Below are 19,428 nucleotides of genomic sequence, written 5' to 3' on the forward strand. Positions count from 1 at the left end.
TGTTGCCTACTGGTACACGGTGAACGCCACCCGAAAGTCCGCAGAAATCGCGGGTCGAGGCGTGCGCGCTGCGGACGCTCAGTGGGACGTGTGCTCGACGAGTTCGACCAGCACGCCACCGGCGTCCTTCGGATGGATGAAGTTGATCCGCGATCCGGCTGTGCCACGGCGTGGCTCGTCGTAGAGCAACCGAAGCCCCTTGTCCCGCAAGGCTTTCGAGACAGCTTCGACGTCCTTGACGGTGTAGGCCATCTGCTGGATACCCGGGCCGGAACGATCCAGGAACCTGCCGATGCTGGAGTCGGGGGACAATGGCGCGAGCAGCTGGATGTGCGCGTGCGGCGCCTGAGGGTCGCCGACGGTCATCATCGCTTCGCGGACGCCCTGTTCCTCGTTGGTTTCCTCGTGCGCGAGGGTCATCCCGTAGGTGTCTCGGTAGAACTCGATCGCGGCGTCGAGGTCGGGCACCGCGATCCCGACGTGGTCGATGGCTTCGAACAGATGCGACGGCAGCGAATTCATGGCTCCAGACTATGGTGGAAGTCACGGCTCGGAGGCCTGATTGCGCCGAGCCGGCAAGGGCGCAGCTGACGCGAACGCCTCATCCATCAACGTCGCTGGAAGTGAACTCGAATGACTGCTGTTGACGACGCTCGTACGCCGGTCCTCGTCGCCGGTGCCCGTACCCCCATGGGGCGGCTGCTCGGCTCGTTGAAGGATTTCTCCGGATCCGACCTGGGCGGTTTAGCGATCAAGGGTGCGCTGGACAAGGCCGGTGTGTCCGGTGACCAGGTGCAGTACGTGATCATGGGCCAGGTCCTGACCGCCGGAGCCGGTCAGATGCCGGCCCGTCAGGCCGCGGCCAAGGGTGGCATCCCGCTGACCGTGCCCTCGCTGACGATCAACAAGGTCTGCCTGTCGGGTGTCGACGCCATCGCGCTCGCAGCACAGCTGATCCGTGCGGGCGAGTTCGACACCGTCGTCGCGGGCGGCCAGGAGTCCATGAGCCAGGCGCCCCATTTGCTGATCAAGAGCCGCGAGGGCTTCAAGTACGGCGACGTCGCGATGAAGGACCACATGGCCTACGACGGTCTGTGGGATGTGCTGACCGACCAGGCGATGGGCAACCTGACCGAGTCGGCCAACACCGCCGACCAGGAGTTCTCCCGCGCCGAGCAGGACGCGTTCTCCGCGCGCAGCCACCAGCTCGCCGCCAAGGCCTGGAAGGACGGCTTGTTCGACGACGAGGTCGTCACCGTCTCGATCCCGCAGCGCAAGGGCGACCCGATCGAGTTCAAGAACGACGAAGGTGTTCGCGCCGACACCACCGAGGACTCACTGTCCAAGCTGCGTCCGGCGTTCAGCAAGGACGGCACGATCACGGCCGGATCGGCCTCGCAGATCTCGGACGGCGCGTGCGCCGTCGTCGTGATGAGCAAGGCGAAGGCCCAGGAGCTCGGTGTGAAGTGGCTGGCCGAGATCGGTGCTCACGGCGTCGTCGCCGGTCCCGACTCCACCCTGCAGGCGCAGCCCGCCAACGCGATCAAGGTCGCGTGTGAGAAGGAGGGCATCGCGCCGTCCGACCTCGACCTCATCGAGATCAACGAGGCGTTCGCCGCGGTCGGTCTCGCGTCCACCAAGCAGCTCGGTCTGGACGCCGACAAGGTCAACGTCAACGGCGGCGCGATCGCCATGGGTCACCCGATCGGCATGTCCGGCGCGCGTATCTACCTGCACCTGGCGCTCGAACTCGCCCGTCGGGGCGGTGGCGTCGGTGTGGCCGCCCTCTGTGGCGGCGGCGGACAGGGCGACGCCCTGCTCGTCCGCGTCCCGGAGGCCTGAGTTTCGCTGCGGGACAAGAGGATTCGTCGATGAGTCGTCGTCAGGTCGACGTCCCTTCGTTGGTGGAGGCGGCCCGGGGTGGATCTCCCCGGGCCGTCGCCCGTCTCATCACGCTGGTGGAGAACGCCGACCCGCGATTGCGGGAAGTGATGGCGGCACTCGCACCGCACACCGGCAAGGCGCGGATCATCGGTCTGACCGGCTCGCCGGGAGTGGGCAAGTCGACCACCACCAACGCGCTGGTGCGGGCGTTCCGGATCCGCGGGCAGCGGGTCGGGGTGCTGGCCGTCGATCCCAGTTCGCCGTTCTCCGGCGGTGCGCTGCTCGGCGACCGCATCCGCCTGGTCGACCACGCACTCGACCCCGACGTCTACATGCGTTCGATGGCCAGCCGGGGTCATCTGGGCGGGTTGTCCTGGGCGACACCGCAGGCGCTGCGGGTGCTCGATGCTGCCGGTTGCGACGTGATCTTCGTCGAGACGGTGGGCGTCGGGCAGAGCGAGGTCGAGGTCGCGGGCCTCGCCGACAGCGTGTTGGTGTTGCTCGCACCTGGCATGGGCGACGGGGTGCAGGCCGCGAAGGCGGGAATTCTGGAGATCGGCGACGTGTTTGTCGTCAACAAGGCCGACCGGGAGGGTGCCGATGCGACGGTGCGCGACCTGCGCCACATGATCAGCCTCGGCGACCGCACCGAGCCGGGTTTGTGGCGTCCGTCGGTGGAGAAGCTGGTGGCCGAGAAGGGCACCGGAGTCGACGATGTCATGGCCGCGCTCGACAAGCACCTCGCGTGGTCGAAGGAAAGCGGAGAATTGGGGCGGCGTCGCACCGCGCGGGCGCGTTCGGAGATCGAGCAGATCGCCCTACGTCTGGTGCGGGCGCGGATGGCGCGGCCTGGCGAGGGCGGCGATCTCGACGACCTCGCCCAGCAGGTGGTGGCCGGCACGACCGACCCCTACGTCGCAGCCGATCGATTGATTGAGAACTTATGACTGACAACGGAATTCGTATGACCATCAAGCCAATGATCCTCGTGGTCGCAGCGCAGTACGCCGAGGTGATGGAGGGGGAGTTCTCCCGCTACAAGCGTGACTATGAGGTGGTGGTCGTGCCGACCCTCGCCGACGGGTTGCGGCAGGCACAGCGGGCGATCGCGTTCAACGGACAGATCGCACTCGTCGCCGCGGAGTCCTCTCTCGCCGACACCCCGGGGCTCGTCGCGCTCGACTGCATCCACGCGCTCAGCCCGACGGTGAAGCGCGTGCTGCTGCTCGGTTGGGGCGAGTTCCGACACACCCGCACGGTGGTGCGCGAGGCTATGGCCGCCGGACGCTTGGACACGCCGTTGACCGTGCCGCGCGGCGTGCGCGACGAGGAGTTTCACACCGCGGTCACCGAGTTGCTGTCCGACTGGGCATGGACCTCCGCCGGCCCCGTGGTCGCGGCCGTCGAACTCGTCTCGCCGCCCGACATTGCGGCGCTCGGTCGGTTGCGTGACTTCTTCGATCGTCAAGGCGTGCCGACCCGCACCTCCAGTCCCGACAGCGAGGTCGGGCTCGAGATCATCGAACAGCTGCGCAGCACCGGCCACGAGGGTGAGATCGATTACCCGCTGGTGAGCTCACCGTTCGGCGGGCTGTCTCAGAATCCCACCATCGCGCAGGTCTCGACCTACTTCACCGACACCTCGACCGACCTGTCCGCCGAGGTGTTCGACCTGGTGATCGTCGGCGGCGGCCCGGCCGGGCTGGCCGCCTCGGTCTACGGTGCGTCCGAAGGTTTGCGCACGGTCGTCCTCGACTCCGATGCCATTGGCGGACAAGCGGGTTCGAGCTCGATGATCCGCAACTACCTCGGCTTTCCGCGTGGCATTTCCGGCATGCGGCTGGCGCAGCGGGCCCGCACCCAGGCATCGCGCTTCGGCGCCGACCTCCGGTCGGGTTGCCGGGTCAACGGCGTCGAGCTCGGCACCGACGGATCTCCGCACGTGCTGCTCACCCCGCAGGGACGCGTGCGTGCGCGGGCCCTGCTGGTGGCCTCGGGAGTGAAGTATCGCCGGATGGGTGTGCCTTCGATCGACGATCTCGTCGGGCTCGGTGTCCACTACGGGGCGGCCACGTCGGCGGCGCGCGAGTGCGCCGGCGGTCACGTGGTCGTGGTGGGCGGTGGCAACTCGGCCGGTCAGGCCGCGGTGCATCTTGCGAAGTTCGCCCGCGTGGTCACCATCGTGGTGCGTCGCGCCGACCTGACCGAGACGATGTCCGACTACCTCATCCGTGAGATCGAGGCCAACCCGCGCATCAAGGTCGCCGGCAACGCCGAGGTCGTCGATGCCGGGGGATCGGGCCACCTGGAGTGGCTGCGCATTCGCAACAACGTCACCGGCGAGGAGTTCACCAAGGAGGCTTGCGGGCTGTTCATCCTGATCGGGGCGCACCCCTGCACCGACTTCCTGCCCGACGAGGTGGCTCGCGACGGCGCCGGTTATGTGCTCACCGGACGCGACGTGCCGATGGATACCTGGCGAAACGGCTGCCCGCCGGCGCCACTGGAGACCACCGTTGCGGGTGTGTACGCCGTCGGTGACATCCGATCCGGTTCGATGAAGCGGGTCGCGTCGGCCAGCGGAGAGGGCGCGGCTGCGGTGCCGTTGGTGCACGAGTACATCGCGACGGTGTCCGAGGGATCGATCTCCGGCGACACTTCTGTCGATGACACTGCCGACATGGTCGGCGCGGTCGGAACGGTCGGAACGGTCGGAACCACCGCCTGACCAGAGCACGGTGTGCGCGTGCCGGCAGCAGCCGCGAGGTTCTGCCGGCACGCGCACAGGTCCGGTGCTGCTGTTCGCGCCGGCCAACAACGGCACGCTCAGCGCCATGCTGAAGAACGCGCTCAACGAACTCGACCTCGACGACGCCGCCGTGCACGACACCCTGACTCGCACGCTCGTAGCGCTGGAGCAGGCGGCGCGCAAGGTGGTCGCCGCGTGAGCCCGCCTAGAGTGAAGGGATGCTCTTCGCCTTCTCCGTCGCACCGTCCACCACCGACGACCCGAACGGTTCGGTGAGCCGCGCCGTCGCAGACGCGCTCGCGGTCGTTCGCGACTGCGGCCTTCCCTATGAACTCGGGTCGATGTTCACCACCATCGAGGGGGAGTGGGACGAATGCATGGACGTGATCAAGCGTGCCACTGAAGCCGTCATGGCCACCAGCCCACGAGTTGGTCTCGTCGTCAAGGCCGACCTCCGGCCCGGCCACACCGGCCAGATCACCGCAAAGGTCGCCCGCGTGCAGCAGCATTGGGCGGGCGACGGATGAGCCTTTCGGAGTACCAGATCCGGCGTCCCCGAATGACGGACGCGGACGCGCTGGGCCGGGCACACGTCCAGATCTGGCGCGAGGCGTATCGAGGGCTGATGACACACGAGGCTCTCGCGGCGCTCGATCCAGGCACGCGTGCCGACCGCTGGCGCAGGATCATCGAGACCACGCCGCCGCAGCGTCGCACGTTCGTGGCCGAGCACCGGGGCACTGCAGAGCTGGTCGGCTTCATTACGGTCGACGAATCCCGCGACGAGGATCCGCCCACGCCGTTGGAACTGTGGGCGCTCAACGTGGTTTCGGCACACCACGGCACCGGCGTCGCTCAGGCTCTGGTTGATCGGGCGCTGGGGCGCAGGGCCGCGCATCTCTGGGTGGTCGACGGCAACCACCGCGCGCAGGCGTTCTATCGCCGCAACGGTTTCCGCGACGACGGCGGCCGCAAACGCGATGACGACCTCGGGGTCGACCTGATCAGGATGTCGCGTATGTGAGGCAGTTCACCCAGAACCCACTACAGACGTAGAAGGCGCCTTAGCATCGGATCATGAAGGTGGATCCGAAGTTCGCGGTCCGATGGTCGTTCGAGCATGCGCTGCCTCGCAACCTCGTGCGCGTCGCGGCCAAGCGCGGGGATCTGCAAGCGCGCCTGTTCTTCGCTGCCGAGCGGCACGAGACGGCCGCACTCGCCGACATCTTCGCCGAGGTGCAGGCCAGTGGGCCGATGGTTCCGACGCGGCTGGGCTACATCACCGCCGATCACGCTGCGGTTCGAGAAGTGTTGTCCTCCAACGATGTCCGCACCGGCTTTCCGCTGAACACCGAGACCCGCACCGGGCGCCTCCTCGACTGGGCGAAGATCGACTTCCTGCACCCACTGCGTCCGCCCTCCTTACTGGCGACTGAGCCGCCGGACCACACGCGCTACCGCAAGCTGGTCACCCGCGTCTTCACGGCCCGCGCCGTCGAAGCCCTCCGCACCCAGGTGCAGCAGATCGCCGACGATCTCCTCGACGATCTCGAGGGTCGACCCGAGGTAGACCTCGCTCAGGATTACTGCGCCAAGTTGCCGGTGATCGTCATCTCGCAGATCCTCGGCGTGCCGGCGCAGGATCACGACTACGTACTGAAGCTCGGCACCGGGGCCGCTCCCAGTCTGGACTTCGGGCTTTCCTGGCGGGCTACCCAGGATGTCGAGGCGGCTCTGCAGGAGTTCGACGCCTGGCTCGACCAGCACATCGAAAGATTGCGCAGCAGTCCCGGCAGCGACCTCATGAGCCAACTCGTCGCCGTCCGCGACGAACAAGGGGCCCTCAACGACATTGAGCTGAAGTCGACGGCCGGCCTCGTCCTCGCTGCGGGTTTCGAGACGACCGTCAATCTCATGGGCAACGCCATTGCCCTCTTCGAGGACAACCCGGCCGAGTTGAGGCGACTGCGCGAGGAGCCGCAGCTGTGGCCCAACGCTGTCGACGAGGTGCTCCGGATCGATCCCCCAGTGCTGCTTACCGGGAGAAGTACGTTGCGCGACAGCGAGATTGCGGGAGCCAGAACTCGACCCAACCAGCTGATCACGGCGGTGCTCGCCGGAGCCAATCGTGACCCGAAGGTGTTCGTCGACCCCGACACGTTCGATGTCGCGCGCGAGAATGCTCGCGATCACCTCTCCTTCTCCGCCGGTCGGCACTTCTGTCTCGGCGCGGCGCTCGCACGGATGGAGGCCGAAGTCGGTCTTCGCTCGCTCTACGAGCGTTACCCTGGCCTCCGCCTCCTGTCGGGACGGGAGCGGCGCACGACTCGAGTCTTACGCGGATTCGAGCATCTGCCGGCAAAAATCGGGGCGGCACAACGGAGTTCGAACTCGCTCAGCGCGACACCTGTGTGATGACGACACGAGCGTGACCCAGCCGTGATCGACTTCCAACCGGTTGGCGGAGACGAAGGTGCCTGCGTCGTCGTGACCACGCACGACCCGCAGGCCGTCGCAGTGGCGGACGTCGAGATCCACCTTGACGACGGACGGATGGAGTGGATCCGCGGGATGCCCATCTGATCGGCACCTGTGGATCGGTCACAATGGGCGCATGTCCAACAATCCGCTCAACGCTGCCGCTCTGCGCGGCGCGGTCGACCTGTCCGCTCTCGCCAAGCCTGCTCGCCCGGCGGCACCGCCCGCCGGCGCCCCGACCTCGGCAGCGGGCGGCTCGTACGTCGTCGAGGTCGATGACCGTAGCTTCAACGACGCCGCCCAGCGCTCGATGCAGGTGCCTGTTCTGCTCGCGCTGTGGTCCTCGAGCCAGCCGCAGAGCCGTGCGCACGTCGACGCGCTCGCTGCGATCGTGAACAGCTACGGCGGACGGTTGCTGCTCGCGGTCGCCGACATCACGCAGGCCCTGCAACTGCGTCAGGCCCTGCAGGTGCAACAGGTACCGATGGTGCTCGCGATCATCGGGGGTCAGCCGCTGCCGTTGTACGTGGGGGAGCAGTCCGACGAGAACGTCCGCGCGGTGCTCGACCAGGTGTTGCAGGCTGCCCAGCAGAACGGCATCACCGGTCGCGTCCAGGGCGCTGCAGATGCTCCCGAGCCGGACGATGCCGAGGAAGAGCACCTGAACGAATATCACGAGAAGGCGTACGAGGCCATCGAGACCGGTGACTATGACGCCGCTATCGCCGCCTATCAGGCTGCGCTGCAGGCGAATCCGGACGACGAGGACGCTCGCCTGGGAATGGGTCAAGTGACCCTGCTGAAGCGCACCGAGGGTGTCGATCTGCAGCAGGCACGGGCTGCTGCCGCCGACGCTCCGACCGACGTCGCCAAGCAGACCACGGTCGCCGATCTCGACGTCCTCGGAGGTCACATCGAGGACGCGTTCGCTCGGTTGATCGACCTGGTGAAGGCCACCTCCGGCGACGAGCGCAACCAGGCCCGCGAACATCTCATCGGCCTCTTCGATGTCGTCGGTGCGACCGACCCGCGGGTGAAGAAGGCGCGCACGTCGTTGATGTCGGCTTTGTACTGATCGAGCCCGAGACCCGTGCCCACGTTTCGGCTGCCCGACCCCGACCGACGCTGGTCGCAGGTCAGCCTGGACGCGGGCCCGGTCGGGGGGCCGTGCCGGTTCGTCGACGGAGGGTGGGAGCGCACGGTCTCGCCCGACGGAATCCAGCGGTTGGAGTTCGCCTTCGGCGTCGGACGCCGCGGCAGGAGGGTGCTCCATCCGGACTACGACGTCGTCGAGACCGACTTCGGTCCGCGTTCGGTGTGGCATCGCAGCGACTACCGGGAACCAGGTTGGTTGAGCGCACCCGCGACACCCGGACGGCTGACGACGCTCGAACTCCCCAGCGCCCTCGCCGCCCCTCTCGCGGTGCGAATGTGGACACCGTCCGGACTGCGGTCTCGTGACCCGGCGCCGGTGCTGTGGTGCCACGACGGCTCGGGCTATCTCGACCACGCCCGGATCGACCGATGGGCGGGGTCGCATATCGCCGCAGGCACCCTTCCCGCATTTCGGATCGTGCTCGCCGACGCACCCCGCCGGATGCAGTGGTACTCCGGTTCGCCCGGTTACCTGCGGACGGTTCGACGCGCGCTCGGCGCGCTGCAGGAACGCTTTCCCAGCGACGCGCCGGTAGCCGTCGCCGGCGCCAGTCTCGGCGGGCTCACCTCGATGCTCGTGGGCATGCGTGATCCCCGCGTCGGTGTGGTGTTCAGCCAGTCCGGATCGTTCTTCGACGCACGGATCGACAAGAGCGACAACGCATTCCGCTGGTTCGACCGCATCACGAGGGAGGTCGCCGGCATCAGCGCGACCACCGTCCGCAACGATCTGCACATCGGGATGGTCTGCGGTGCCCGTGAAGGCAACGAACGGCTCAACACGCGACTCGCCCTCGGGCTGATGAACAGCGGTTGGGACGTGGCGTACGAGAGGTTCAACGACCTGCACAACTGGACCGCTTGGCGCGACAGTCTCGACCCGATGCTGCCGAACCTCTTGCGCGAGGCGTGGAGTGCGGTTGGATGACACACGTGTCAGGTGAACGCGTCGAACTCCAGGTCCCCGGCACCGAGGAGTCACTCGGTGTGATCCGCCATGGCCACTTCGGTCGTCCCGTGCTCGTCTTCCCGAGTGAGGCCGGCCGGGCGGAGGACTTCGCGAACAACGGCATGGTCGCGGCCGTGCAGGACCTCGTCGATGCCGGGCGGGTCAGCTTCTTCTGTGTGGACTCCCTCGACGGGTGGAGTTGGTCGGCCGACGAGCACCCCACCGAGGAACGTGCGCTTCGCCACCAGGTGTACAACCGGTGGTTGGAGCAGGCTGTGCTGCCCTACATCGAGCAGCAGCTCGGCACACGGCTGCCGATGATCACCGTCGGTGTCTCGATGGGCGCCTTCCACGCGGTGCACTTCGCACTGACGCACGCGCAGGCGGTCAGCCTCGGCATCGGACTCTCGGGCAACTACGACGTCACCACCTGGCACGGGTGGGGCGAAACCGGTGACGCGACGTACTTCGCGAACCCGATGCATTACGTCGCCGGTATGGAAGGTGAGCATCTCGACTGGATCCGGCAGCACGCGTCCGTGCTCCTGGTCGTCGGGGAGGGCCCCTTCGAATGGCACCCGACCCGGTCCCTTCCCTCAACCCGTGAATTCGCCGAACTGTTGGAACGCAAGGAAATTCCCCACGAGCTTGATGTATGGGGCCACGACAGCGCCCACGACTGGCCCTGGTGGCAGAAGCAGTTGGCCCATCACCTGCCCCGCTTCTGCTGACCACCGCCTCGACGAAGGAGACATCGAATGTCCGAACACCTCATCGGTCTGCTGCTCGGCGCGGAAGAGGACTGGCCCCAGGCGTTCGAGGAACTCGTGCGCCGGGTCGGCCCGATCACCGCACCCGACGGGACGACGCACGACATCCGCACGGAGCGAATGACGATCGAGCCGTTCAACCTGCGCGATCGTCCGCGCACCGACCTCGTCATCGACCGGCTCGCGCACTGGTACTACCACCCGCGCGAGTGGCTGAAGAAGGTCGCGCTGATGGACGACGTCTACCTGATGAACAGTCCGTTCACCTTCCAGGCGATGGAGAAGCACGCGGCGTACTGCGCGTTGATGCGCATGGGGATGAACGTGCCCGAGACCGTCCTGGTGCCGTACAAGAACCCGCTCGACAACGTCCGTTGGGCGTACACGTCCAGCAAGTACAACCGGTCCTTCGACCTCGACTCGGTTGCTGCCGAACTCGGTTACCCGATGTTCATGAAGCCGTTCGACGGCGGTGCCTGGCGCGGTGTGTCGATGATCCGTGACGAACGCGATCTGCACGCGGCGTACGACGAGTCCGGCGAGATGCTGATGCACCTGCAGAAGGCCGTCGACGGTTACGAGGTGTTTGCCCGGGCGCTCACCATCGGGCCGGAGACGATGGTGATGAAGTTCCGGCCGGACGAGCCGATGCACAACCGCTACGAAGTCGCCTACGACTTCCTCTCGCCGGAGGTCGGCGCCGAGGCCCGCACGATCGCGCAGACGGTCAACGCGTTCTTCCGCTGGGAGTTCAACAGCTGCGAGATGTTGGTCAAGGACGCAGTCGTGTACCCGATCGACTACGCCAACGCCTGCCCGGACGTCGCGATCACCTCGCTGCACTACTACTTCCCGTGGGCGATCAAGTCGCTGCTGAAGTGGTCGATCTTCTGCATGGTCACCGGGCGCAAGGCGAAGACACTGGTCGACACCGAGCCGTGGTTCGAGGTCGCCGACAAGGATGTTCCGTACAAGGCGAAGTTGGAGCGCTACCAGCAACTGGCCGACGAGCACTTCGAGACCGAGAAGTACCGCGAATTCTGCGAGCAGAGCCTCGGCCACGTCGATGAGATGGTGCTCGACTGGGTGCTCTCGGACGACTTCGACCGGCTGCTGGTCGAGACGGTCAAGTCGACCTACCCGCCGCACGAGCACGAGAAGTTCCTCGGCCACTTCCGCGGGCTGACCGGTCTGTGGGCCAAGGACGAGGCCAAGATCCTCGGCTGATCTTCGCGAGCCCACTGATCGGGACCGAATCTACTGAGCCCACTCGGTGGGTTCGGCCGAGAAGTAGTAGGTTCGCGGGCGCTCCCGTCAGTCGGTGTCGGCGACGATGAGTGCTTGGTCGAGATTACGCAGGATCGTGGTGACGGCCATCGCATTCGACATCGTGCTGGTGTCGAGCCACAGCCCGAGGCGGCCGGTCTGGTGCTCGAGGACGTTCCAGTGATCGAGCGTGGTGAGACCGTCGTCAGGAATGCTCTGGTCGCGCACGGGTGATCGCTCCCCAACGACGTCAGCACAGGGATGCAGTACGACCAGATGGACCGGTTCGGGTTCGGCGAGCTCGAGGAAGTCGTCGAGACGGTCACCGATGATGTCGTCGGCGATCACCGCGTCGAATCCCGCGGACCGGTAGACGTCGGCGAGGGTCAGGGCTCCGGCGTACCGCAGCAGCAGCTGCTCGATCGCTTCGATGCTCGGTGGCTCCGTGATCACTTCCTTGCCGCTGACCACGGTGTCGCCGATCAGGTCGCCGCCGACGAACACCGCTTTGGGCAGTGCCTTCGCCAGCGCCCGTCCGACGGTGGTCTTGCCGGCACCGGGGATGCCGGTGATGACGAACAGGCGTCCTTGCTCACTCACGTTTCCAACCATTCCAGTACCGAAAGTCCTCAGGCTCGCGGGGGTGACCCGCGAGTTCTGCGGACTTTCGCTCAGGAGCCGAGGGCGGCATCGACGATCTGCTTGGCCTCGTCCTGCACCCGCTTGAGGTGGTCGGCACCCTTGAACGACTCGGCGTAGATCTTGTAGACGTCCTCGGTGCCCGACGGACGCGCGGCGAACCACGAGCTCTCGGTGACGACCTTGAGTCCTCCGATCGCCGCACCGTTGCCCGGGGCCTCGGTCAACTTTGCGGTGATCGGCTCTCCTGCAACGGAATCCGCAGGGACGTCGTCGGGGGAGAGGGCCCCGAGCTTCGCCTTCTGCTCACGATCGGCCGGTGCGTCGATGCGCTCGTAGGCAGGTGCGCCGAATTTCTCGGTGAGCTCGGCGTAGTGCACGCTGGGGCTCTTGCCGGTGACAGCCTGGATCTCCGAGGCGAGCAGCGCCAGCAGGATGCCGTCCTTGTCGGTGGTCCAGACGGTGCCGTCCATGCGCAGGAAGGACGCACCGGCGGATTCCTCGCCACCGAAGCCGACGGAGCCGTCGAGCAGGCCGGGCACGAACCACTTGAAGCCGACCGGCACCTCCCACAGGGTGGCACCGATCGACTCGACGACGCGGTCGATCATGGACGACGACACGAGGGTCTTGCCGACCCGGTCGCTCTTCCAGTTCGGCCGCGCTCCGCCGTAGAGGTACTGGATCGCGACGGCCAGGTAGTGGTTCGGGTTCATCAGCCCGGCGTCCGGAGTGACGATGCCGTGCCGGTCGGAGTCGGCATCGTTGCCGGTGGCGATGTCGTACGTGTCGCGTTGGGCGATGAGGGACGCCATCGCGTAGGGGGAGGAGCAGTCCATGCGGATCTTGCCGTCCCAGTCGAGCGTCATGAACGGCCAGGCCGGGTCGACGTCCGGGTTGACGACGGTCAGGTCGAGACCGTGGCGTTCGGCGATCTCGGACCAGTACGCGACCGACGCGCCGCCGAGCGGGTCGGCGCCGATCCGGATGCCGGCCTTGCGGATCGCTTCGATGTCGATGACGTTGGGCAGGTCGTCGACGTAGGTGCCGAGGAAGTCGTATCCCTTTGCGGCAGAACGGGCGTCGGCTGTGCGGCGCACACCGTCGAGGCCGGCCTTCAGGTAGTCGTTGGCGGCTGCGGCGATGACCTTGGTGGCATCACTGTCGGCGGGTCCACCATGCGGCGGGTTGTACTTGAAGCCGCCGTCGGCGGGCGGGTTGTGCGAGGGCGTCACCACGATGCCGTCGGCCAGACCCGGGCCTGTGGTGCGACCGCCGTTGGCGCGCAGGATCGCGTGGGAGACAGCGGGGGTCGGAGTGAAACCGTCGCGGTCGTCCACCAGCACCTCGACGTCGTTCGCGACGAGCACCTCGAGCGCCGTCGCCCACGCGGGTTCGGACAGACCGTGGGTGTCACGGCCGATGAACAGCGGCCCGTCGTAGCCCTTGTCTCGGCGGTAGTCGGCGATCGCCTGTGTGGTCGCGAGGATGTGCGCCTCGTTGAACGCACCCTTCAGCGACGACCCGCGGTGCCCGGAGGTGCCGAACACCACCTGCTGGTCGACGTTCTCCGGGTCAGGCGACACGTCGTAGTACGCCCGGACCAGAGCGTCGATGTCGGTCAGATCCGAGGACTGGGCAACCTGGCCCGCGCGTTCGTGGCTCATGCCTTCAGTCTGTCAGCCGTGCGCCCGTGTGTGCGGGCGCACGGCCGACGTCGTCAGGCCGATCAACCGAGGCGGACGTGTCCTGCCGGCAGCGGACGCGGCCGAGACCGAACCGAAGCCGCCACCGTGGTACCCGAACAGCGGCTGCGTGCCGCCGGCGGGACAGGTGCATTGAAACCCCGGGGTTATGGCCGGGTGTGCCGGCTATCCGACATCGGTGGACTTCACGGACGTCGTCCCGGAGTCGTCGAGGTTGTTGCCCTCGGTGGGTTCGGGTTGGGAGATCTGGTCGACCTGGACGGACTCGGAGTCGTCGCCCGAACCGACTACGGCTCCGGCCACCAGCTGCGCGCCCTCGTCCGCTGTCGTCACCGGTTGTGTGTCATCGGCCACGGTGCGCTGTTCGGTGGCGTCGTCGGCGTCCGCCGCGGGAGCCACGAACCACAGCGTCGACAGCGGCGGGAGGGTGATCGTCGCCGAGTAGGGCAGGCCGTCGAACGGTTCTTCGGTCGCCTCGACGGCACCGAGGTTGCCGCGCCCGCCGCCGCCGTAGTGAGCGGCATCAGTGTTGAGCACCTCGCGCCAGATCCCCTTGCGGGGCAACCCGACTCGCTTGTCGGCGTGCTCGACGCCGGAGAAATTGGTGATCGCCAGCAGGACGTCACGCTCCTGCTCGACACCGCGTCCCAGACGCAGGTAGGAGTAGGTGTTGCCCGACTCGTCGTCGGCATTGACCCAACGGAAACCCTCGCCCTTGTTGTCCTGGCCCCAGAGCGCTTCGTGCTCCTTGTAGACGCGGTTGAGGTCCTTCACCAGGGCGTGCACGCCCCAGTGAGCAGGCTGGTCAAGCAGCCACCAGTCGAGGCTGCGGCCGTCGGCCCACTCCGACTCCTGTGCGAACTCCGAACCCATGAACAGCAGTTGCTTGCCGGGGTGGGCCCACATGTGGCCGAGCAGTGCCCGCAGGTTCGCCAACTGCTGCCAGCGATCACCGGGCATCTTGCGCAGCAGCGAGCCCTTGCCGTGCACGACCTCGTCGTGGCTGATCGGCAGCACGAACTGCTCGCTGAACGCGTACACCAGACCGAAGGTCAGCTTGTGGTGGTGATGACCGCGGTTGATCGGGGCCTCGGCGAAGTAGTCGAGGGTGTCGTGCATCCAGCCCATGTTCCACTTGAACCCGAAGCCGAGGCCGTCGGCGCTGGTCGGCTTGGTGACGCCGGGCCAGGAGGTCGACTCCTCGGCGATCATCACCGTGCCCGGCACACGCCGGTACGCGGTCGCGTTCGTCTCCTGCAGCAGTTGGACTGCTTCGAGGTTCTCGCGGCCGCCGTACTTGTTCGGGATCCACTCGCCGGGATTGCGCGAGTAGTCGAGGTAGAGCATCGAAGCCACACCGTCGACGCGCAGACCGTCGGCGTGGAACTCCTGCAACCAGAAGATTGCGTTGGCGACCAGGAAGTTGCGCACCTGCGGGCGACCGAAGTCGAAGATGTAGGAGCCCCACTCGTTGTGCCAGCCCTTGCGGGGGTCGGGGTGCTCGTACAGCGCGGTGCCGTCGAACTTCGCCAACGCCCACTCGTCGGTCGCGAAGTGACCTGGCACCCAGTCGAGGATCACGCCGATTCCGTTGCGGTGCAACGAGTCCACCAGGTATTTGAAGTCGTCGGGCGAGCCGAAGCGGGAGTTCACGGCGTAGTAACCGGTCACGTGGTAGCCCCACGACGGCGGGTACGGGTGCTCCATCACCGGCATGAACTCGACGTGCGTGAAGCCGAGGTCCTTGACGTAGTTGACAAGGTGCTCGGCCATGTCGCGGTAGCTCATGCCCTGACGCCATGAACCCAGGTGCACCTCGTAGATGCTCATCGGGCCGTCGTGCGGGTCGTTCTCGAGGCGGTGCTCGAGCCACTGTTCGTCCTGCCACTCGTAGTGCGAGTCGACGACGATGGACGCCGTCGCCGGAGCGGTCTCGGCCTGCTGCGCCATCGGGTCGGACTTGCTGCGCCAGACGCGGTCGGCGCACAGCACGGAGAACTTGTACCGGGTACCCGCACCGACACCGGGGACGAAGATCTCCCAGACACCGGTGCCGCCGAGTCGACGCATCGGATGGGCGTAACCGTCCCACTGGTTGAAGTCGCCGATCACCCTGACACCCAACGCATTCGGGGCCCACACGGCGAACGAGGTACCGGTGACCTTCCCGGCCGGACCGTCGTAGGTGCGAACGTGGGCACCGAGGATGTTCCAGAGTTCCTCGTGACGGCCTTCGCCGAGCAGGTGCAGGTCCATCTCACCCAGCGTGGGCAGGAAGCGGAACGAGTCGTCGGCGACGTGCTCGACGCCGTCCTCGTAGGTGGTGACGATGCGGTAGTCGGGTTCCTGGTCGCCGTCGATGCGCGCCGACCAGATGCCGTCGGTGTCGTGCTCCATCGGGACGCGCGAACCGTCCTCGAGTTGTACCTCGACGGTCCTCGCGAGCGGACGCAGCGCCCGGACGTACACACCGTTCTCATCGCGCTGACCACCCAGGATGCTGTGCGGGTCGGTGTGCACGCCACGCAGCACCGCCGCTGCGGCGTCGGGGTCGAGGCGCGGCGGGGCCGGCCGATCGACGGTATCGGTATCGGAGTTCACAGCAGTCTCCTCGCTGTTGATGACGGACGCGGTGCCGTCGGCGGGCGCGGCCGAGTCGGTGGAGTTGTCTGCGAGCAGACGGTCGAGCGCGCCTACCGGGATCGGCAACCAGGTCGGACGGTTCTGTGCTTCGTAGAGCACCTCGTACGCGGCCTTGTCGGCCTCGAAGACGGTGACGAGCGGCGCGTGATCGGCCAGGCGGACACCGGACGCTTCTTCATAGCCGGCCAGGAACGCGTCCCGGCAGGCGGCGGCCCAGTCGGCCCGGTCACCGTCGACGGAGGCGGCGGCGTAGTCGAACGAACGAAGCATCCCCGCGACATCGCGCAGCGGGCAGTCGAGGTTGTTGCGGTCGCGCAGCGGACGTAGTGGCTCGCCCTCGAAGTCGAGCAGCACCCATCCGCGGTTCGGTACGTCGAGCACCTGGCCCAGGTGGTAGTCGCCGTGAATACGTTGCAGCGCAGGCCAGTTCGCGTCCTTCGCGCTGTCGAGCAGTTGCTCGAAGCGAGCACGGTGCCGGTTGATGTCGGAGTGCACGCGCGCCGCGACGTCGAACCGGCGGCGCGTCTCGGCGACGACCGATTCAGCCCGCGCCGGAGTGACCGTCGCGGTCGGCATCGCATCGGCGAGCACGGTGTGCACCTCGGCGGTCGCGACGCCCAGAGCCCGGGCGTTCGCCGACCAGTCGGTGCCTGCCTCGGCGGCCTCGAGTGCCTCGCGCCACGCGTCCCGCACGTCGGGCAGGAATTCCTGCACGAACGCCAGGTGGCCGGCGGCGTGGCCGGTGCCGATCGTGTTGTCCGGCCACTGGCCGGTGAGATAGCCGATGGTCGCGGGCACCCGATTCGAGCCCTCGGCGGAGATCGCCGATTGCAACACGACGTCCGGGTTGAGGCCGTCCTGCAGCACGCGGAACAGCTTCACGATGACGGTGCGTCGATCGCCGGCGCGGTCCTCGGTGTCGATGATCATCGAGGTGTTCGACTGCTCACCCGACAACACCTTGGTGCGGACCACGGTCGGCATCCTGCGGCCGCGAGTACCGCTGCCCTGCACCCGAACCGACGCGGGCAAGACACCCTGCGGACGATCCTGCGTGCCCTCCTCGAACTGCACATCGGCGTGCCGGCCGCCGGTCACGATCGTTTCCAGCAGCGCGGTGACGAACACCGGGTCGTTGCAGCCGTCATACACCCAGCGCGTGCCCAGGGTCGAGTGTTCGGTGGTGCCGACCAGTGCGCGCTCTGCACCCTCCAGTGGGGCGCCACGGTAGGTCAGCGGCACCTGGAACAGGGTCGGCTGGGCACCGGAGGTGTCGAGCACCAGCGACACCTCGACCCCGACCTCGCCGGCAGGATCGTCGAAGCGATAGCTCCCGATCACCGACAACGCAGGCGTGCCGGATTTGCCTGTGTACCAGCGCTGCTCGCCGATCCAGGCCTCGATGAGTTCGTTCTTCGACGGCTCGAGGGTCGCCTTGTGCAAGATGGCCATCAGGTATCAGTTCACTCGCTTCCGACAGGGCGCAGCGACAACCAGAAGAAGTCGCGTGAGCCCAGGGTGAAGGTGGCGTTGCCGTCCTCGCCGACGACCGGGAAGTGCGCGCCGCCGAAGAGGTCACGCAGTCGGGCCCCGGCGAACTCCGAGCCCAACTGGATGGTGACCCACTGCGGACTGGACGACAGGTTGTTCAGGCAGAGCACCGAACGGATGGAGATCTGGTCGTCCGGGTCGTCCTCGGCAGCGATCGTGCGGGTGAACGCCAGCACCGTGTCGTTGTCGGTCTCGCGGACCACGAAATCGCCCAGACCGAACACCGGGTACTGCGCGCGGATGGCGAGCATCTCGCGCACCCAGTGCAGCAGCGAGGACGAGTGCGCCATCTGCGCCTCGACGTTGACATTGTTGTAGTGGTAGACCAGCGAGCTGATCACCGGCAGGTACAACTTGCCCGGGTCGGCGGTGGAGAAGCCGGCGTTGCGGTCGGGCGACCACTGCATCGGGGTGCGGACGGCATCGCGGTCGTCCAACCAGATGTTGTCACCCATACCGATCTCGTCGCCGTAGTACAGGCATGGCGAGCCCGGCAAGGACAGCAGCAGTGCGTGGATGAGTTCGATCTCGGCGCGGCTGTTGTCGAGCAGCGAGGCGAGCCGTCGCCGGATGCCGACGTTGGCGCGCATCCGCGGGTCGGGGGCGTACCAGCCGTACATCGCGGCCCGCTCCTCCGGCGTCACCATCTCCAGCGTCAACTCGTCGTGGTTGCGCAGGAAGGTGCCCCACTGCGTCCCCTTGGGGATGGGTGGAGTCTCGGCCAGCACGTTGATGATCGGCGTGGCCTTCTCCTCCCGCAGCGAGTAGTACAGCCGCGGCATCACGGGGAAGTGGAAGCACATGTGGCACTCGGGTGCTTCCTCGGTGCCGAAGTAGTCGACGACCTCGTGCGGCATCTGGTTCGCCTCGGCGAGCAGCACGCGTCCGGGGTACTCGGTGTCGACCATCTTGCGCAGTTCGGCGAGGAACTCGTGGGTCTTCGGGTGGTTCTCGCCGTTGTGGCCCTCCTCCTCGAACAGGTAGGGCACCGCGTCCAGTCGGAACCCGTCGATGCCGAGGTCCATCCAGAACCGGACGATGTCGAACATCTCCTCTTGCACCTTCGGGTTCTCGAAGTTGAGATCCGGCTGGTGGGAGAAAAAGCGGTGCCAGAAGAACTGGCGGCGCACCGGGTCGAAGGTCCAGTTCGACACCTCGGTGTCGACGAAGATGATCCGTGCCTCGGTGTACTTGTCGTCGGTGTCGGCCCACACGTAGTAGTCGCCGTACGGACCTTCGGGGTCGCTGCGTGAGGCCTGGAACCACGGGTGCTGGTCGCTGGTGTGGTTCATCACGAAGTCGGTGATGATGCGGATGCCACGGGCGTGCGCCTGCGAGACCAACTCGGTGAACTCCGGCAGCGTGCCGAACTCGGGCAGGATCGCCTTGTAGTCGGCGATGTCATAGCCGCCGTCGCGCAACGGCGAGGCGTAGAACGGCGGCAGCCACAGGCAGTCGACACCCAGCCACTGCAGGTAGTCGAGGCGGTTGAGGAGACCGGTGAAGTCGCCCGATCCGCTGCCGGTGGAGTCGCCGAAGCCGCGCACGAGCACCTCGTAGAAGACCGCCTTGCGGAACCACTGCGGGTCGTGCTTGAGGCCGGGCTGCTGCAGGTTGAATCCCTGGACGCTCATCGTG

General features: G+C 66.9%; 16 protein-coding genes. 11 read left to right on the top strand and 5 right to left on the bottom strand.

The features are described 5' to 3' along the window. Nucleotides 1–78: 78 nt before the first annotated feature. A complete protein-coding gene (mce, locus tag EU513_RS04975; protein ID WP_129624798.1) occupies nucleotides 79–522 on the bottom strand; it encodes a methylmalonyl-CoA epimerase in 444 nt (147 codons plus the stop codon). A 111-nt stretch (nucleotides 523–633) separates the two neighbouring features. On the opposite strand from mce, the gene EU513_RS04980 reads away from it, so the two are divergent. From EU513_RS04980 to EU513_RS05025, 11 genes are all read left to right on the top strand, one after another. Further along, on the top strand, nucleotides 634–1,842 hold the full coding sequence (locus tag EU513_RS04980) for an acetyl-CoA C-acetyltransferase (RefSeq protein ID WP_129624799.1): 1,209 nt from the start codon (nucleotides 634–636) through the stop codon (nucleotides 1,840–1,842). Nucleotides 1,843–1,871: 29 nt separating this feature from the next. Continuing rightward, nucleotides 1,872–2,831, top strand: a complete 960-nt coding sequence (gene meaB / locus EU513_RS04985) for a methylmalonyl Co-A mutase-associated GTPase MeaB (protein ID WP_129624800.1) — start codon at nucleotides 1,872–1,874, stop codon at nucleotides 2,829–2,831. Between the two features lie 17 nt (nucleotides 2,832–2,848). Then, the gene (locus tag EU513_RS04990; RefSeq protein ID WP_129624801.1) at nucleotides 2,849–4,612 is read left to right on the top strand and encodes an NAD(P)/FAD-dependent oxidoreductase; all 1,764 of its coding nucleotides are present in this window, start codon (nucleotides 2,849–2,851) and stop codon (nucleotides 4,610–4,612) included. Between the two features lie 64 nt (nucleotides 4,613–4,676). Beyond that, complete coding sequence (locus EU513_RS15765; RefSeq protein ID WP_168990152.1) at nucleotides 4,677–4,832, top strand: hypothetical protein; 156 nt, start codon at nucleotides 4,677–4,679, stop codon at nucleotides 4,830–4,832. A 19-nt stretch (nucleotides 4,833–4,851) separates the two neighbouring features. Then, nucleotides 4,852–5,160: a thiamine-binding protein gene (locus EU513_RS04995; protein WP_129624802.1), complete on the top strand. Its 309-nt coding sequence runs from the start codon at nucleotides 4,852–4,854 to the stop codon at nucleotides 5,158–5,160. Then, on the top strand, nucleotides 5,157–5,657 hold the full coding sequence (locus EU513_RS05000; RefSeq protein ID WP_129624803.1) for a GNAT family N-acetyltransferase: 501 nt from the start codon (nucleotides 5,157–5,159) through the stop codon (nucleotides 5,655–5,657). The genes EU513_RS04995 and EU513_RS05000 overlap by 4 nt, the downstream gene beginning before the upstream one ends. Nucleotides 5,658–5,710: 53 nt before the next feature. Next, complete coding sequence (locus tag EU513_RS05005; protein ID WP_129624804.1) at nucleotides 5,711–7,048, top strand: cytochrome P450; 1,338 nt, start codon at nucleotides 5,711–5,713, stop codon at nucleotides 7,046–7,048. A gap of 199 nt (nucleotides 7,049–7,247) precedes the next feature. Beyond that, nucleotides 7,248–8,186: a tetratricopeptide repeat protein gene (locus tag EU513_RS05010; protein ID WP_129624805.1), complete on the top strand. Its 939-nt coding sequence runs from the start codon at nucleotides 7,248–7,250 to the stop codon at nucleotides 8,184–8,186. Between the two features lie 15 nt (nucleotides 8,187–8,201). Further along, complete coding sequence (locus EU513_RS05015) at nucleotides 8,202–9,194, top strand: esterase family protein (protein ID WP_129624806.1); 993 nt, start codon at nucleotides 8,202–8,204, stop codon at nucleotides 9,192–9,194. Next, nucleotides 9,191–9,946 (top strand): esterase family protein, encoded by a 756-nt coding sequence (locus EU513_RS05020; protein ID WP_129624807.1) that lies wholly within the window; start codon nucleotides 9,191–9,193, stop codon nucleotides 9,944–9,946. The genes EU513_RS05015 and EU513_RS05020 overlap by 4 nt, the downstream gene beginning before the upstream one ends. 27 nt (nucleotides 9,947–9,973) lie before the next feature. Continuing rightward, nucleotides 9,974–11,212 (top strand): RimK family alpha-L-glutamate ligase, encoded by a 1,239-nt coding sequence (locus EU513_RS05025; protein ID WP_129624808.1) that lies wholly within the window; start codon nucleotides 9,974–9,976, stop codon nucleotides 11,210–11,212. Between the two features lie 87 nt (nucleotides 11,213–11,299). Here EU513_RS05025 and EU513_RS05030 read toward each other — a convergent pair whose 3' ends face one another. From EU513_RS05030 to treS, 4 genes are all read right to left on the bottom strand, one after another. Next, nucleotides 11,300–11,851 (bottom strand): AAA family ATPase, encoded by a 552-nt coding sequence (locus EU513_RS05030; RefSeq protein ID WP_168990153.1) that lies wholly within the window; start codon nucleotides 11,849–11,851, stop codon nucleotides 11,300–11,302. Nucleotides 11,852–11,922: 71 nt separating this feature from the next. Then, nucleotides 11,923–13,557: a phosphoglucomutase (alpha-D-glucose-1,6-bisphosphate-dependent) gene (pgm, locus tag EU513_RS05035; RefSeq protein ID WP_129624810.1), complete on the bottom strand. Its 1,635-nt coding sequence runs from the start codon at nucleotides 13,555–13,557 to the stop codon at nucleotides 11,923–11,925. Between the two features lie 204 nt (nucleotides 13,558–13,761). After that, nucleotides 13,762–17,691 carry a 1,4-alpha-glucan branching protein GlgB gene (gene glgB, locus EU513_RS05040; RefSeq protein ID WP_129624811.1) on the bottom strand — a complete coding sequence of 1,310 codons (3,930 nt, stop codon included), beginning with the start codon at nucleotides 17,689–17,691 and terminating at the stop codon, nucleotides 13,762–13,764. A gap of 11 nt (nucleotides 17,692–17,702) precedes the next feature. Further along, the gene (gene treS / locus EU513_RS05045) at nucleotides 17,703–19,424 is read right to left on the bottom strand and encodes a maltose alpha-D-glucosyltransferase (RefSeq protein WP_129624812.1); all 1,722 of its coding nucleotides are present in this window, start codon (nucleotides 19,422–19,424) and stop codon (nucleotides 17,703–17,705) included. Between the last annotated feature and the right edge of the window lie 4 nt (nucleotides 19,425–19,428).

The organism is Yimella sp. RIT 621 (assembly GCF_004146205.1).
Taxonomy (GTDB): domain Bacteria; phylum Actinomycetota; class Actinomycetes; order Actinomycetales; family Dermatophilaceae; genus Yimella; species Yimella lutea.